Source organism: Dyadobacter crusticola DSM 16708, assembly GCF_000701505.1.
Lineage (GTDB): Bacteria > Bacteroidota > Bacteroidia > Cytophagales > Spirosomataceae > Dyadobacter > Dyadobacter crusticola.
The window spans coordinates 107,464-122,903 of sequence record NZ_JNJB01000005.1 but is presented as its reverse complement, the minus strand read 5'-3'; the positions used below and the strand labels follow the sequence as shown (position 1 = coordinate 122,903).

Sequence of the window (15,440 nt, the reverse complement as noted above, 5' to 3'; positions counted from 1 at the left end):
TTTTTGTGTCCTTACATCGCACCCGTCACATAGCCAGCTTGCATTCAAAAAAGCAAACAAGCTATGCAGCTGATCGTAAAAGAAGACAAACTACAACGTTACCGGGATCACATCCAGACCGGTAAAGAGCTGGGCGAAGCTGATAAAAAGTACTTCGACCGCTATTTCTTCGCATTCACCTTGCTACTGGACGGACTAAGCGAACGTAAGGTGGTGGAAACCCTCATGTTCAGCCCGCCACCTGTGGGCGGTATCAGCCAATCGATGGCCTATAACGTCGTAAACGGCTGCCAGCAGATCTTTGGCGCCCTGGATTTCGGCAATGCAAAGAAGCTGGCCCAGCGCCAGGTCTACGCCGTCCGTTTGGAGGAAATGGCCCACACCCTGGAAGAAATGGGGAATGCTGTTATAGGCGACTATAAAACGGTCACCTTCGACGCTGACGGCGATCCGGTGTATAAAATTGACCCGGACGTACAGGAGAAAATCGCCAAAATACTGGGGCAAGCCGCCAAAATCCGAATGAGTGCTGCCAAGATCCGGGGCCTCATGGAAAAGGACAAGGTCGAAAACCCCAACAAATACAAGGTGGCCCCGAATATCATTTTTACCGACGATATAGCGGCGCTGGATATGTACAGAGAAATCGAAGAAACCCCCTACGAAGATGTTACCGGAACAGGAAGCCAGGCTGAATAAAGCCAAAATGCGGCAGCTGGCCGATAGGGCGAACATCGTATTTCTGTCGGCGAAGCAAAAAATATTTATGGCCAGCAAAGCCAAACGCAAAACGCTATTGGCCGGGCGTGCGTTTGGTAAAACCTATACTTTGCTGGTTTGCGTCGGCTACATTGCAAAGATGCTGCCCAGGGCGAAATTCTTCCTGGCCGGGCGTACTTTCAAACAACTATTGGACATTGTACTGACCGACAGCGCCGATGCCTGGGCGGGTATGGGCTGGTATGAATACCACGAAAAGGTAAATCCGTTCGGGAATTACGTCCTGTTCAAAGAGCCGCCTCCAGACTGGCCCAAGCCCTACAAATCCCCGAAAAGCTACAACCATTGTATCACATTTGACAGCGGTTTTTGCCTGCAATTACTTTCGTTCGAAAAGCCAGACGTAAACAGGGGCCATAATTTTGACGGGGGGCTAATTGACGAAAGCGCCATTTTTAAAAGTGAGTGGGTTTCCAAAATCCTAATGGCCACGTTATACCGGGCCAATAGCTGGCGGTTTAAAGACAACCATTTGCATAATGCCTTTTACGATTTCACGTCTAACCCCTGGATGCAGTCGGGCCAGTGGGTTTTCAAGACGGAAGAACTAATGAAGGAAAACCCCGAAAAGTACCTTTTTTTAGAGGGGACGGCAAAGGACAATCCAACACTAAGCCCGGAATATATTTCCAATATGGAGGAAAACACAGAACCCCTGGTTTTCCGAGTGGAAGTATTAAACGAGCGCTTACGAAAGCTGCCGAATAGTTATTACCCTTCGTTTGATGATGAAAAGCACACCACGGCAAACGTTTTTACCTACGAAAGATCAGGTGATGGAAACGGCCCAGCTGATTTGTGGCTGCCTACGTTTTCGGACTATCAACCTAACAAGGCCCTGGAAGTAAGCCTGGACTTTAATAATTATATCTGTTGCGGTATTGTGGCCCAGGAGGTGCCCGGCAAATTAAAGGTGATCAATAACGTATATGTCAAGCAGGCAAAGGAGGAAAAGACCCTTGCCGAAACGCTGGCAATCGCCCTGAACGACGCGTATGCAGACCATGTAAAAAAGGATATGATCGTGTATGGTGACGCGTCGGCCAGCTCTAAAAGCGCAGGATCCAAAGAGCCAATGTTTAAACAGGTGGCCGCCGAGCTGCGCCGCCTGGGCTGGAAAGTGTACATGCGGGTATTGAAGGCTAACCCGGAACACCGCGCCCGGTTCGCCCTGATCGACCGGATCCTGGCCGAAGGATCCGCAAGCCTGCCGCGCGTCCGTATCAACCAGAACACCTGCAAGGCATTGATCATATCCATGCAGAATGCACCGATTGGCCCTGAGTACAAGAAAGACAAGTCGAGCGAAGGAACAAGCTTGCAGCAAGAGTATGCGACACACCTAAGTGATTGCTTCGATTACCTGATCTACTACAAGTATTCTGCCGAATCGAGCAGACCAAAGTCCAAAGGCAGCAGCATGCGGTTCGTGGGTGGCAGCTAGGCACCCCGCACCCCATCACCGGACAGCCGCACCGACCGAAGGGCTTTAAGATATTCGAAAAATCGGGTTCGCGGTAATTACCGGAAATGGAAAGGGTGCCGCCTTAGCTGGGGGAGTTTTGGAAAATGAAATGCCGATCTCGACCTAGAAATGTGGTAAGTTACTGATTACCTGATATTTGCCAAAAATAGAAATTGGAAGCCTTTTCGGCGGTTTTTTCTGTCTTTTCGAGCGCTCACACGAGGCCATAGTTTTGGATCATGGAAGCAATCAGCATAGATACTTTTTGGAAGATACTACACGATCCTGCCAGCCGGGGTTTTGACTTGAAATACCGAAAGGCGGGTGACGGATCTTTTGGTATGAAACAGAACCTGGGGAAATCCGGTAAGCGGTTCGCTGGCGAAAGTACGAAAGGCAAGCTGCGCTACGATCTGATTGAAAAAGGGTCTGTGCTATTGGAAGACATCGACGGGCTGGGGCGTCCGTTCACGCTTAGAAACCGCCTGATTATTGCTATTAGGTTGCCCCGTACAAATCAATGGTTACGCATCATTCATAAAAATTACTGATATGGTAAGACAAATCGAAAGGAACCTGTACCACTTGGCCAAATCAGAGCACACGGTTAGGATCACAAACCCGGTTCTGGACGTGGCCACGGCCGACAGCGCGGAAGCTGCCGCACAAAAAAAGGCAGGTTTCGAGTGGGTCAAGTGGGGCAAAAACGATAACCAACTTCTGGAAATGCTTCGTTTGTGCTGGGATTCTCCAAGCAAACCGCAGCTGATGGACAAGGCGAAAGAATTCATGCTGGGGGCAGGCGTCAAGTTGATGAAAACCACAATCAACGAGAAAGGAAAAGAAGAACGTTTGCTGGTCAAAAATCCCGATTTGAAAACCTGGTTTCGCAGAAAACAGGTCTATTCGAAATACCTGGAACTGGCCGCGTTGAGCCTGCATTTTGCCGAAATGGCATTTGTTCGGTTTTCAATTCAGGACGACGGCCAGGTGCTTTTAGAAACAATCCAGCCTAACAAAGTACGCTTTGAAAAGCCAGCCAACGGCCAGCCAATCAGTCGGGTTTTAATTAATCCATTCTTTGGCACCAATTCCCAAATTAAGGCCGAACATACGGTAGCCGTTCCGATCTTCGATCCGGAGCAGCCGGACAAATGGCTGGAAAGCGTGATCGTGCTGAAAAAAGCCCAGATCGGAGCTGATTTTTATAACCAGGGCCTTTGGTGGGGGACTAAGGTCTGGACGCAAGTAGATAATATGGCACCTCAATATCACAAATCCGGTTTGGAAAATGGCTATAATGTTAAGCTGTTGATCGAAATCGACGAAAGTTACTTTGTGTTAGATACTGACGATTTGGAAGATCCCGAAACCCAGGAGAAAATTGAGGGCCGCAAAGATGATTTCATGGCCAGAATGGACGACTACCTATCTGGCGTCAACAACGCAGACAAAGCGCTGGTTTTAATCGGTAATATCATGGGCACCGGTGGCGCTGGCGACCGGAAGCTGATCAGAATCACGCCGATTGAAAACAAAATGACTGACGACGCGTATATGAACCTGATCAAGCAGGCAGGCGTAAAACAGGCGCAAGGTCACGGCATTTTACCAGGGCTAGCCGGTATCGCGGAAGGCGATAAATTAGGCGGTAGCGGGTCTGAATTAATGCATTCTGTCATGTACCACATCCGGTTTATGACACCTTCTTACCGCCGTTTGTTGAAAGGCCCGCTGGATTTGGCCCTGGAAGTGATGGGCTTTGACCTGGAAGAATACGAATATCATTTCACTGATATTGAAATGACTACCTTAGACGAAAACCCGACTGGCCAGCAGGCCGCAACCTCAAACACGCAATGAAAAACGACTCATTTTTGCAGGCTATATTTTTTACTCTCTATGCCTTGTTTTTTTTGATCCTGGAAGGGATCTACCAGGCATTACGCTTTCTTCTTAAATGGCTTTTAGTGGCCATTGTGCTGACGATCAAAGCAGGCGTTTTTACTGTATTGCTGCCTTATTCACTCTACAAGTGCGGGAAGCGCGCAGTAGGCCACCGGTCGTTTGCTGCCGCTGGCCAGCTAATGAAATGGATCTGGATTGACTACTGGAAAACGACAAAACTATGAGCAAGTTCGCATTGTTACAGTCCGATGTCGTGAGCATGGAAGCTTACTTTTCGGCCCTGGTCGCAGAAGATCCAGAGCTGAAAACATTGGTTTTGGAAACCTCTAACAGCCCGTTTGAAATGGAAAGGTTCAATGAGGTTGCTAAAACTGACGAATTCAGCTTTCCAGCCCTGGCGCTGCTTATGCCGGTAATTACCGGTGATGATAACGAAATGGGGAATTTCGAAGCAAAGCAGGATGTCGGTTTTTGCATCCTTTACCCTACTGATAAGTCGCACGACGGCCGCCTGGCTGGTTTTAAGCTGGGCCAAATGGCCGCCTGGCGGATCCTTCGCTGTTTGCGGCGCGATTCTAAAAACCGGACTTTCAGGCTAGAAAAGCTTTACTACAAAATGGCGCCGTGGGAATATGGAACTGATGGCGCGGTAGGTTATTACGTGGTCATAACGATGATTACCAGTACAAACGAGCTGGTAGGAGTATGAGCGAGATAGTAACCTGGACGCCAGATATTGACTATGATACCATTTGGCTGGTCGTTAACCAGATCACCAACCAGATCAGCGGGCGCGGTATCGAAGAGCTGAAAGAAAAACTGGCCGAAGAAGGGCTGGAAATGACCGGCAATTTGAAAAGCTCAATATTCCGGGAAGTCCGCCAGAATAACACGGGCTGGATTACCGAAATGGCTATGCAGTTCGAAATGTACGGCCGCTTCCAGGATCTTCGACAAATGACCTACGATAAGCAAATGCCGGTCAAAGATGAAGAAAACGAGCTTTTGCCCTGGGTTCGGCGTGTAATGGAAGGACAGGCAGGTAAAAAGCCATTCACGTTTATTTCCGGCCGGAAGAACGGCACTTTCCCAGTGGATAAAGAAGTGGCCGCCCACCAGCTAGCCTGGGCCATTGCCCGTTCACGGCTTTACCAGCCGGTGGTCACGCGTCGGGGCCGTGGCTGGTATATCCGCAACTACATGAAGGAAATTTACGGAGAAATTGAGGTGAATATCCAGGCCGCCGCAGCCCAAGCGGTAATGAATACAATGAAAAAAGCGCTGAAAGACCGTCAATAGGTCTACAATATTTCGGCCGTCCGGTTGATATCAGCTGATCAAACAAAATTTAATTCTGAAACCGTATGATAGATTTTAAAAAACTGGGTTTGACCTGGTCGGACGCCTACCTGGTTAGAAACGAGTTGCCGCACATTATCCCAGCAATGGATCCCGAACTATATCCGGATCGTTCGGAAATGCGCTACTACCTGGATTTGAAATTGCCAGAATTCCCACTTTCGCCCGTCTTTGAAACAATGCTGACTCTGGAAGGACGTGAGAAGCCGCCGACCCTTTCAGCTGGCGCACAGATCTACGAAGGTTGCGAATTTCGCCTGGAAGAAATCCTGGCTGGGCAGCTTTCTATTACCCTGCCTGACCGTGGCGCGAATGAAATGACGGCCATAGCTTCGCTGACTACGCCCTACGTGATCCGGGAAAGAATAGAGCCTGGTTTATGGGACAAATCCCTGACCGTCCGTACAGCTATCAGGGCGGGTATTGCTGCCAGGGACTTTGCCGGTTATCAGCATAACTTCTTTTCGCGGTACCAATCCGAAAAGCGGCAGTTTCTAACCTGGCAGCCAAACGAAAAGATGGTTAGTCCCAAACAACCAGAGTATTTATACTTCTTGCTTAATATGGCGCCGTTTCCTGGCCAGATCCGGTTAAGGATCCGCATCACCCAGGCGAACGGGGTCAGGGAAACCATCACGCATTCTACCATTGAAGGGCTGCGGCCATTCCAGGTCATTTGCTGTCCTGTGTCTGTCCAGGCTCTGGGGATGGGCGATGATGTCACACGTTACGAAATCTGGCTTTCTGATCAAGAAAACCGGCGATTTACGGAGGTAAGGGCTTTTAATGTTGATCGCAGGCACCACCCATTCGAGCGCTTTGTCCTTTTTTCCAATTCCCTGGGCGGGTTTGATACATTGCGCGTGCTGGGGAAAGCGACCCAGGAAACCGACGTGACCAAAGCGACGACGCGTAAGGAGCGGCCGACTGGTAAGGGCCTGGACTTTTCAGAGCTGGAAATAATAGGCGTAACTGAAAATTCAGGGATCCAGTTTTCGACAGGCTTTTTTGAGAAGGACGCGGCTACTTACGCTGATTACCTGCGCGAACTGATGGTTTCGGAAGTAGTGCTGATGGAAAGCGAGTACGGCTTTGAGGCAATGAACCTGATCACTGACAACCTCAAATACAGCGAAGACCGCCCGGGGTTGATCGAACGCACTTTCCAGCTAAAAAGGACGTATTCAGACAAAAATTATAGCCGCATGCCAGCGGCTGCGCCAATCGCGGCACGTGCCAGTAAATGGGTGGGTTTTTCATCTAGGGCCGTACTGGACGTAAAAGGCAAAAGGACGGGGAATTTAACCTGGGAGCGATTGCAAAAGGTTTACTCTGATGATGGTAGCAAGGTGATCCCCTACGCTGTTAAAGCTAATATTCCCGGCGACCCCGACTATATTAAGCCCTGGCGGGATGAGTCAATCAGTCCCGGATCTACTCCATACCCTAGTAAGGCAATTGCCAGAGTGATAGACTTTAAAAGACAAGGGTGTGGGAAGGGCTTTTTGGGTACCGCGCCTACCGTGGCGATCGAGGCCGGTAAGTATGGCGGCGAAATGCCCGGCGATGCGGATACGCTGGCAGAAGCCGAGTTTTCCACCTATAACACCCAGCAGTACGCTAATTCTAAGGGCTTGTGCGAAGTCAATAACATTCCCGTTTACGTGGCTATCCTGCATAAGATCGCGATGAACGATTTAAAGGTGATTGCAAATGGTAAGTATGGGCCGGTCGTTGACTTACGTATAGACGGCAGCGTTTTGGTAACGAATACCACAGGGCAGACCACGCCCACGGTACGGCAGTCAGATACAACAATCCAAACTGGCGTCAAAAACTTGGTTTTGGAAGTTGAATACAAAGCTCCACCCTTCCAGGCTTGCAAACTAAAAGCAGTCGGTAAAAACAAAGAGTTGACCGTTACCGGCCCTGGCTTTTACATTCTGGATAATGTACAAATTAATAGCTCTGACCAGCCGCTGGTCATTGAAGTAATCCCAGTCTAATACTATGTATACCGACATTCGAATAGACGGCGAAAGCCTGGATTTGGGCGAAGCGCCCAAATTGCCAGTTAACCTGGTCAACCCTCATTTAACCTATGAGCAAATCCCCAATAGCGTGGCCAATATCCCGAATATTCCTTTTTCCGTACGGAACCAGCGGATCTTTGAATATGCCGAAATGCCGCAAGCTGGGAACGATTTATATTCTTACCTGTGCGAAGTAATCAATAACGGCGCTATTGTCTACAAGGGTAATGCTTACGTGAAGGAATCGGATCCGCAAACCGGCTATGCGCTGGATGCTACCGATGATCTAGGAAGATTTTTCGGCCTGTTTTCCGATCTGCCGCTGACTGAATTAGACTTGGGTACTGTCGAGCTGCCGCCGGTGCTGACAGCCGATCTTATGATGGCAGGCAAGAAGGCGGTTTGCTTTCCTTCCATCCTAAACCCTGACTACTACGGGACCAACGGCCCGGCCCTCGATCCGCCTTTCACGGGGATCGTTAATGAGTATACCGGCACCGCCTACGCGGCAGCTGGCCCCAAAGTCCCTATGCTATTCGTGAGCTTTCTACTTGACCGGATCGCGCAGCTGACCGGCGTAACGCTGTCGGGTTCTTTTCTTACCCATCCTGTATGGCAAACGCTGATCCTGACGAACTGGCGGGCACTGGACGGCGACCAGGTAGTGACCGTAAACCGGCACGTTCCCGCCTGGACTATCGGCCAGTTTATTATCGAGCTGCGCAAAATACCAAACCTGCGTTACAAATTCGACACGCCAAATAAGCGGCTGCAACTTGACTTTTGGGAACCGCAAATGGATCTTACGCCGGTCAAAGACTGGACAGCAAAGGCGACGCCGGGCCATAAGAAAATCCCGGAGTTTAACCGGCGCTTGCAGCTTGCTTTTGAGCTTGACGGCGGCGACAGTTTGATGAAGGATAAGCCCGAAATCATGGGCGACTATTTTACGCCCGCAACCGGCAACCTGGGCGGGGATGCGATCGGGCTGGTAAAGGTGCCGATCCGGCTTTCTACTTTCCTGGTCGATGAAACTACGGGCCTGCCGGTGGCCAAACAGACCGGAGTCACAAAGGAGTTTAACCAGCTGGCAGTCACCACAGCGCCGCGCCTTCTTTTCTGGCACGGGATCACAGAAAACCAGCCGCTGGCCAGCCCGGAGTTGGCAGGGATCCGGCTTTATCTAACAGGCCCTGGCGGGATTGCTGCCACCAGCTGGAAAAGAACCGAGCGTCTACGTCGTGAAATGTTCTACCTCAGAAAAAGCTTTACACTTTCTGAAATAGACCTGGCCACCCTGGATTTTTCCCAGCCGATCCACTACAAAGGCTTAAACTACCTGGTCGCCCACGTGGCCGGTGATCTGCCGATCGAAAAGGAATTTGCTTGCCTGTTGGTCAAAATATAGAAGTGTCTTTGTGGGTTACTTTTGTAATCAAACTAGTTGAAAACAGGAAATTCCCCCGATAGCAAGTCTTTTGAGGATACACTAAGAAGTTTATAATGACCGGTTTGTTCGTTTAGTTCTTCATTCATCCCTAATATTTCCGAGAACTCTTGCTTCGGTAAATTAGAATTTCGAGAAATTACCATAAACATAAATTGTCGGATCAGATCGACAGATCGAAGAGTACGCATTAATTGTTGTCTAACAGAGTGACGTGAGAGAATAGGAATGAAACTAAAATGATCGTACTTAGAATAAAACAGATAAAGTTCCTCAAAATCCTTTTTTAGCTGCGGGGCAAGATTCGCCAACATTTTCTTTGTGTCGTCGGACGTAAATTTTATCTTATTAGGATTGTAGAAATCATGGAGCCGTCTAAAGCCTTGCAATGCATTTTGATCAATATGCTTTGGTAAATTATTTGGAAGAAATGATTCAGAAACCATGAAGTTAAGAAACTCTGGCTTGTGATTCCAGCAAGCAATTAATTTGACATCTAGCAAACAAGCGCGAAGCAGAATCCCAATTGACAACTCGAAAGCTTCAAATTTTTCCAAACCTTCGTTCATCAACTCTCTTACAGCAAGGCAATTAAAGGCGAACCTAGTTATAAACAGTTGAACGCACTGTCTCTCTAATGCGAAGTCGTCGCATGGTCGCGAAAGATTCGGTTTCGGGAACTTGATAGAGAATTTTTCTTGATATAATTTATTTGCCTTTAATATCATTGCCAGCTGGATTCTAATTAATTTGTATGATCGATCGCAGACCTCATTCTCAAATCTATTCACAATGTCACTCCAAAGTTGCGAATTGGAGATCAAACTTTTAAAGCCTTCGAATGAGTAAGGAATTTCGTCATCGATAGGTAATCCATGAGAAATGAGGGAAATCTTGATCGTGGTTTTATCGGCATTGAATAAAGCCTTGTAATCTAAATCCGACTGAGATTTAAGCTTCCTCACAACTTCTTTCAAGTGATCCATATTCTGAATATGTTGGTATACTGTTGTAAACAAAAGTAAGAATAACGGTTCAGAATTATGCTAGATGTGTAAATCAGGCAAATGTGGGGGAAGTGACTGAGATGCATTTTCTTTCTCCAAATTTTGCTAACTATCTAACATCATTGAAGCGCCTACATGGCGCTTTTTTGTGTCCTTTTACCCACTCCTCGCCCTGGTTTCCTTGCATTCGGATTAATCCCACTATCTGAATGTAAACCCAATGTTACAGCAAAACGAAGTCGTAAGTATCACCCTCAAAATTGATGGTGACGAGTCGCGCAATAGGCTTGCCGCGCTCGAAAAAGAAGCGAAAGACGTCGCAAATGCTATGAAGGAGATCCCGAAAGGATCCGCAGAATGGCAGACACTGAACGCGCAGCTTCACAAAAACCAACAAGAGCAGGCGCAGCTACGCAAGGAAATCGGCCTGACTGCCCTTACCTATGATCAGCTGAAAACCGAGGTAAGGAACCTGTTAAAAGAACAGTCAAAACTCACACCTGGCACTGCCGATTTTATCGCCAAATCTAAGCAGCTGAAAGAAGTGCAAGACCGGTTAAATACAGTCGGTAAAGAAATGCGCGGCCTTTCTGACGGCTTAGATGACCCCAATAAAAAAGGGCTTTGGGGTAAGATGGTCAGCGGGGTTAACACCGTTAAGGGAGCATTTAACGCTTTTCTGGCGCTGGCTGTTGTGCAGTACATTTTTGAGCTGGGCCAGAAGATCTTTGACACTACCGCCAAATTCGAGAAGTACGACAAGGTGCTCACCACGGCACTGGGTAGCCAGAAAGAGGCTAGGAGCGCTATGGAAGCGCTTAAAAAAATCGGAACGGAAACCACTTTCAGCGTCGATGAACTAACCGACGGTTATGTAAAAATGGTCAACCGGGGTTTACGGCCTACGCAAAAGGAAATGATTGCAATGGCGGATCTTGCTGCCAGCCAGGGCAAAACCTTCGATATGCTTGTGGAAGCTGCCATGGACGCTGCCACCGGCGAAAACGAGCGTTTAAAGGAATTCGGGATCAGTGCAAAGAAATCAGGCGACCAGGTTACATTCTCATTCAAGGGAATGCAAAAGACGGTAGCCAACACCCCGGAAGCGATTAACGGGGCAATCCTGGCCTTTGGTGAAATGGAAGGCGTAGCCGGATCCAATGCTAAAATGATGGACACTTTGGGCGGAAAATCGTCCAACCTGGGCGACAATATGGACGCCCTTATGGTGACGGTCGGCGACGGGTTGCGTCCTGTATTCATAGCTATCCTGGATCTGATCAATGCCAGTGTACCTGCGTTGATGCTATTTGGAAAAGGTTTCGCCACAGTCGCGCTGATCATCAAGGGCCTTGCTTCCGAGATTATCAACCATGTTTCAAACCTGGGTATGTCGATTTTCAAGCTGGGCCAGGCGGCGGTCGAGCTGGCAAAAGGCAATCTAACCGGCGCCAAAGCAGCGGCAGAAGAAGCGGTCACCTATGGGCGTAAAGCCTTTACCGAAATCGGGCAAGCGGCAAAAACTACCAGTAAGGAAGTGATAGGCGTTTGGAAGAACCCGAACGGCGAAGTAGAAGCCAAACTGGCCGGGAAAAAGCAAGGCGAAGCCCATCAAAAAGAAGTCACGGAGGCCCAGAAAAAAGAGGCCGAAAAACGCGCTAAGGAGAAGGAAAAAGAGCTGAAAGCCTTCGAGGATGCAGAAAAGAAGTACGACGAAAAACGCGCCAGCGATAGGGCGAAAGCCCTGGAAATGGCCGCGCAGCTGGAAAGCGAGCACGACCAGATCGTGGCCAAAAACTCGCTGGCCACAGAAACGGCTAAAATAGAGGAAAAGCGCCGCAAGCGCCTGGAAGAAATTAAGACACTCACCGCTGACGAAGCGACCAAAGCGGCAACGGTCGTGCTGATCAATAGGAATTCGGAAGATGAAATAGCCAAAGTCGCCGCCGAATACCGCAAAAAGGCGCTGGAAGCCGAAAAGGAACAAGCGTTGAAACGCGCTGAAAATGCGCTGTTTATCAGTGCCCAGCAGAAAGAAGCCGAACAGTCGCTACTCGACTTCAAAGTGATTCAGGCCAAAGGCAACGCCTTCCAACTGGCCGCAATTGCCAAGGAACGGGCGGACATGGAGCTGGGCCACCTTAAAGAGCAGCTGGCCCAGGAAGAAGCTGCCGAAAAGGCCCGGATCGCTGCCGATATTACAGACAACGACCAGGCAGCTGCGGCGATTCTAGCAGTCGAAGCCCGCTATCACCAGGAATCTGTCACAGCCACGGCGCAGAATGCGGCCTCCAAAAAAGCGATTGACGACGACCTGCGGGAAAAGAAACAGCAGAATTTACAGGCGTATTCTGATATGTTCAAATCGCTACTGGATGGCGATATTTCCGCATTCACGGCAAGTATGGCCCAAATCGTGCAAGGCCACCAAACAGCCTGGCAGCAGCGGCTAAGTGCTGATATGGCCAACTACGAGACAGGCGCCCAGGCTGCCCAGGCCGCCGTTTCCTTCCTGAATGATTTAGCCCAGCGCAAAGCCGAAAAAGCCATAGCAGAAGCCAATCGCGAACGTGATGCTAAAATAGGGATCCTGACAGCCGAATTGCAGGTGACCGAATCAATGATCACCGCTAGTTCCAATTACGTCACAGCGCTAAAATCTGCCGAGACTACCAGGCTGGCCGAGCTTGAACGTATACTGACCAGCGAAACCACCACAGAGGAAGACAAGCGGGCCGCTTTGAAAAAGTATTATTCAGAGCAGTTGCAACAGATGAAAGCGGCCGAAGAAGCCAAGATCCAGGATTTGCAGCGACTGGCAAACCTGGCTAAAACCGAAGATGAAAAGCGGGCGATCGAAGAAAAGATCCGGCTGGCCGAAAAGGAAAGTGAAGAAAAAATACGCCTAGCCACTGAGGAAGCCGAAGCAAAAGCGGAAATGATCGACGCCTTGCAGGAATTCACCATTGAAAGCAGCGAAACTTTGCTGGCCGACGCGGAAAGTTCCTCTGAAAAACAAATCCAACTTGCCAGCGACGAAGCCGAGAAAAAGGCGGATTTTAAAGCAGACCTGGAAGACACGATAGCCGCCGAAAACCGGAAGGCCCGCGCTACTGAAATGGCCGAAAAGCAGAAAGCTTTCCGCGCCCAGAAAAAAGCCGATATTGCCACGGCCCTAATCACGGGAGCGCTGGCAGTGCTCAAAGCTTTGGCAAACTTTTTCCCGTTAAACATTATCCTGGCCGCCACGGCGGCGGTGGTTACCGGCGTGCAGATTGCCAAGATCAAAAACCAGCCAGAACCGACGTTTGCACGTGATGGTGCCATTATCAGGGGCGGCAAGCATGGCAATATCTACGGCACTGGCGGGATTGCTCTAATAGACCGGTTTTCTGGCCGTGAAGTGGGCGAAATGGAAGGCGACGAAGCGATCATTAGCGCTGATCAGACGGCGGCCAATATGCCGCTGATTAACGAAATGTTCAAGAATGCCCGAACGCCAGGTATGCGCAATAAAGCGGTGTCGATGGAAACGGGCATGCAGAGCAGCTACCGCGACGGCGGGGCTATGTTTAACTCGCCGTACTGGTCGCGCGAAATGTACCTTTTCGGATCCAAAAAGCGCAAGGCAGAGCAGGCGGCCAAAGATGCCGAAGCCGAAGCAGCCAAAGCCCAGGCGGAAGCCGACGCATACACGGCCGATATGCCCAGCGCTGACACTGGGGCCTTTGATGGGCTGGACGGCAGTGAGCCGAACCCATCGACAGCAGAAAGCCAGGCGGCCTTTGAGGCGTCCCAGAAACAGGGGCAGGAACAGCTTAGATTATTGCAGCTGATCATTGATACTTTGGAAGTCACCGGAGACAATACCGGCGAGGCTTTGGGCCTTGTGGTGAAAGCACTGGCAGCCAACGGGCAAACCGTCGCAGATGCTTTGAAAGTACTGGGCACGGAGGTTAATTCCTTGCGTGGCGCGATCGACGCGGTACGGGCGGCAGTCAATGAAAATACGGGAGCGACCAGGGGTGTGGAAGGCGCAGTAAATGGCGCAAATGCGAATGGGGTTCTACATGGAATTTTAGGCGCAATTAGTAATTTGAAGTAATGTGAATATTCTAATAAATAGATATATTTGTATTACTGAATTACAAAGTAAATCTACGTGTGTAATTAGAATTATTCTAATATTCTTAACCCACTAATTATTCTATCAGATGATTAAGGAAATCACCCTAAGTGTTCCTAAGTATGTGTACAAGTTTCTTTTGTCAGAACCTGATTATGATCACCTCGGGCCAGGCGTTATTCTGGCCCCACAGAAAAGCGAAATCGGGAAATTGATTGTTTGTATGTCTAAGATGATCCACTACAATCAGACATTTGAAACGCCAGCAAAAACGAAGTCAAACGAAATCCTGACGATCCGCTACAAGTGCAAAAAGAAGGCTTTTGACGTTCCTGTTGATCGCTATGCAGCGCTTTCCGCTTTTTTTATTGAGCAGTTCCGGGCGTCGCTGATTCGTGAAGTATCCGCTGTTCATTTGTTGCACGGTGGCTGGGACTATGGTTGGTGCGTCCGGTCTTTTCTGGCGCGTAGAAACATAGTTGTAAGCGACTCACTAGACAAAGACATGGAATGGGAGGCGGCAAAGAAAATCTACCGGGATCACCGGCAAGAACTCGACTCGAAATTATTAACGAGCCGTAAAGTTTCGGAGCCGGTTTTGTCAGGGCTAGGCGCTTTTTGTCCGGTTTGAGTCTTTTTTGTCAGGGGTAAGCTATTTCTGTCAGGGTCAAAAACCGCGTTTCTGAATAGGAGACGCGGTTTTTGTTTTTACGCCCCCCTGATTTTCTGTCCTTTCCCTGACCCTTTTGTAGCTCTACTTTTGAGATATGCAAACGATCTTCACGACCCAGCCCTGGCAACCCCTCCCGCTCAACCAATCCGGCATTCGGCGGCTTAAAATAACCAGCTCGAATAATTTGTTTGTTTTCCCTTCCGTCGGATTGGTGCCGCAGTCCAGCTTCAAGTTCTACGAATTCATTTTCCCGTCTGATCTTTCATGCGTAGCCAGTGTTCAAAAGCAGAAAGCCGAATCCGGTTCTATTTTCTGGCAGGTGCAGATCAGCTTTTCCCTCCCTCACTTTCTGGATTCTATCACTGAATGGGTTGTGACCAACGCGCAAACGCAGTGGATCCTTATTGCGGAAGATTATAACGGGACCTGCCGGGCTTTCGGTGGCACGCCTGATGGGCTAGATTTCGCATTTCAGGCCACCACAGGATCCGGCCCCAGGGACGCAAACCCGATGGTCTTCACTTTTTCGGGCAACCAGCTTGCACCCTTCTTTCCCTTGCTTGCCTACGAGGATAGCGACATATTCCCCAACGACGCGGCATTTTCCTACGGCTTTTCTATCGGTTTTAACTCTTAAATAAA

The 15,440-nt window shown here is 49.2% G+C and carries 13 protein-coding genes; 12 read left to right on the top strand and 1 reads right to left on the bottom strand.

What is annotated here, in order from left to right:
* Positions 1-63 precede the first annotated feature (63 nt).
* The 9 genes from Q369_RS0106655 to Q369_RS0106615 all read left to right on the top strand — a co-directional run bounded on the left by Q369_RS0106655 (position 64) and on the right by Q369_RS0106615 (position 8,953).
* The gene (locus Q369_RS0106655; protein WP_031527024.1) at positions 64-699 is read left to right on the top strand and encodes a hypothetical protein; all 636 of its coding nucleotides are present in this window, start codon (positions 64-66) and stop codon (positions 697-699) included.
* Entirely contained in the window at positions 668-2,224 is a 1,557-nt protein-coding gene (locus tag Q369_RS28265) for a terminase large subunit domain-containing protein (RefSeq protein WP_051663950.1), read from the top strand. The genes Q369_RS0106655 and Q369_RS28265 overlap by 32 nt, the downstream gene beginning before the upstream one ends.
* Positions 2,225-2,484: 260 nt before the next feature.
* Entirely contained in the window at positions 2,485-2,796 is a 312-nt protein-coding gene (locus Q369_RS0106645) for a hypothetical protein (RefSeq protein ID WP_031527022.1), read from the top strand.
* A 1-nt stretch (position 2,797) separates the two neighbouring features.
* Positions 2,798-4,108 (top strand): hypothetical protein, encoded by a 1,311-nt coding sequence (locus Q369_RS0106640; protein WP_031527021.1) that lies wholly within the window; start codon positions 2,798-2,800, stop codon positions 4,106-4,108.
* Positions 4,105-4,377 carry a hypothetical protein gene (locus Q369_RS0106635; protein ID WP_031527020.1) on the top strand — a complete coding sequence of 91 codons (273 nt, stop codon included), beginning with the start codon at positions 4,105-4,107 and terminating at the stop codon, positions 4,375-4,377. Before Q369_RS0106640 ends, Q369_RS0106635 begins: the two co-directional genes overlap by 4 nt.
* On the top strand, positions 4,374-4,862 hold the full coding sequence (locus tag Q369_RS0106630; protein ID WP_031527019.1) for a hypothetical protein: 489 nt from the start codon (positions 4,374-4,376) through the stop codon (positions 4,860-4,862). Before Q369_RS0106635 ends, Q369_RS0106630 begins: the two co-directional genes overlap by 4 nt.
* On the top strand, positions 4,859-5,452 hold the full coding sequence (locus Q369_RS0106625) for a hypothetical protein (protein ID WP_031527018.1): 594 nt from the start codon (positions 4,859-4,861) through the stop codon (positions 5,450-5,452). The genes Q369_RS0106630 and Q369_RS0106625 overlap by 4 nt, the downstream gene beginning before the upstream one ends.
* A 65-nt stretch (positions 5,453-5,517) precedes the next feature.
* Positions 5,518-7,518 (top strand): DUF5977 domain-containing protein, encoded by a 2,001-nt coding sequence (locus tag Q369_RS0106620; protein ID WP_031527017.1) that lies wholly within the window; start codon positions 5,518-5,520, stop codon positions 7,516-7,518.
* A 4-nt stretch (positions 7,519-7,522) separates the two neighbouring features.
* A complete protein-coding gene (locus Q369_RS0106615; RefSeq protein WP_031527016.1) occupies positions 7,523-8,953 on the top strand; it encodes a hypothetical protein in 1,431 nt (476 codons plus the stop codon).
* A gap of 32 nt (positions 8,954-8,985) precedes the next feature.
* Here Q369_RS0106615 and Q369_RS0106610 read toward each other — a convergent pair whose 3' ends face one another.
* Positions 8,986-9,978 (bottom strand): hypothetical protein, encoded by a 993-nt coding sequence (locus tag Q369_RS0106610; RefSeq protein WP_031527015.1) that lies wholly within the window; start codon positions 9,976-9,978, stop codon positions 8,986-8,988.
* 241 nt (positions 9,979-10,219) lie between these two features.
* On the opposite strand from Q369_RS0106610, the gene Q369_RS0106605 reads away from it, so the two are divergent.
* From Q369_RS0106605 to Q369_RS0106595, 3 genes are all read left to right on the top strand, one after another.
* Positions 10,220-14,104, top strand: a complete 3,885-nt coding sequence (locus Q369_RS0106605) for a hypothetical protein (protein ID WP_031527014.1) — start codon at positions 10,220-10,222, stop codon at positions 14,102-14,104.
* Between the two features lie 109 nt (positions 14,105-14,213).
* A complete protein-coding gene (locus tag Q369_RS0106600; protein ID WP_031527013.1) occupies positions 14,214-14,756 on the top strand; it encodes a hypothetical protein in 543 nt (180 codons plus the stop codon).
* A gap of 136 nt (positions 14,757-14,892) precedes the next feature.
* The gene (locus tag Q369_RS0106595) at positions 14,893-15,435 is read left to right on the top strand and encodes a hypothetical protein (RefSeq protein WP_031527012.1); all 543 of its coding nucleotides are present in this window, start codon (positions 14,893-14,895) and stop codon (positions 15,433-15,435) included.
* Positions 15,436-15,440: the final 5 nt, after the last annotated feature.

What these genes read in the sequence shown, in the direction of transcription:
- Q369_RS0106640 (WP_031527021.1), top strand. Translation starts at nt 2,798, where the DNA reads ATGGTAAGACAAATCGAAAGGAACCTGTACCACTTGGCCAAATCAGAG.
- Q369_RS0106645 (WP_031527022.1), top strand. Translation starts at nt 2,485, where the DNA reads ATGGAAGCAATCAGCATAGATACTTTTTGGAAGATACTACACGATCCT.
- Q369_RS0106625 (WP_031527018.1), top strand. Translation starts at nt 4,859, where the DNA reads ATGAGCGAGATAGTAACCTGGACGCCAGATATTGACTATGATACCATT.
- Q369_RS0106615 (WP_031527016.1), top strand. Translation starts at nt 7,523, where the DNA reads ATGTATACCGACATTCGAATAGACGGCGAAAGCCTGGATTTGGGCGAA.
- Q369_RS0106610 (WP_031527015.1), bottom strand. Translation starts at nt 9,978, where the DNA reads ATGGATCACTTGAAAGAAGTTGTGAGGAAGCTTAAATCTCAGTCGGAT.
- Q369_RS0106630 (WP_031527019.1), top strand. Translation starts at nt 4,374, where the DNA reads ATGAGCAAGTTCGCATTGTTACAGTCCGATGTCGTGAGCATGGAAGCT.
- Q369_RS0106655 (WP_031527024.1), top strand. Translation starts at nt 64, where the DNA reads ATGCAGCTGATCGTAAAAGAAGACAAACTACAACGTTACCGGGATCAC.
- Q369_RS0106605 (WP_031527014.1), top strand. Translation starts at nt 10,220, where the DNA reads ATGTTACAGCAAAACGAAGTCGTAAGTATCACCCTCAAAATTGATGGT.
- Q369_RS0106635 (WP_031527020.1), top strand. Translation starts at nt 4,105, where the DNA reads ATGAAAAACGACTCATTTTTGCAGGCTATATTTTTTACTCTCTATGCC.
- Q369_RS0106595 (WP_031527012.1), top strand. Translation starts at nt 14,893, where the DNA reads ATGCAAACGATCTTCACGACCCAGCCCTGGCAACCCCTCCCGCTCAAC.
- Q369_RS0106600 (WP_031527013.1), top strand. Translation starts at nt 14,214, where the DNA reads ATGATTAAGGAAATCACCCTAAGTGTTCCTAAGTATGTGTACAAGTTT.
- Q369_RS28265 (WP_051663950.1), top strand. Translation starts at nt 668, where the DNA reads ATGTTACCGGAACAGGAAGCCAGGCTGAATAAAGCCAAAATGCGGCAG.
- Q369_RS0106620 (WP_031527017.1), top strand. Translation starts at nt 5,518, where the DNA reads ATGATAGATTTTAAAAAACTGGGTTTGACCTGGTCGGACGCCTACCTG.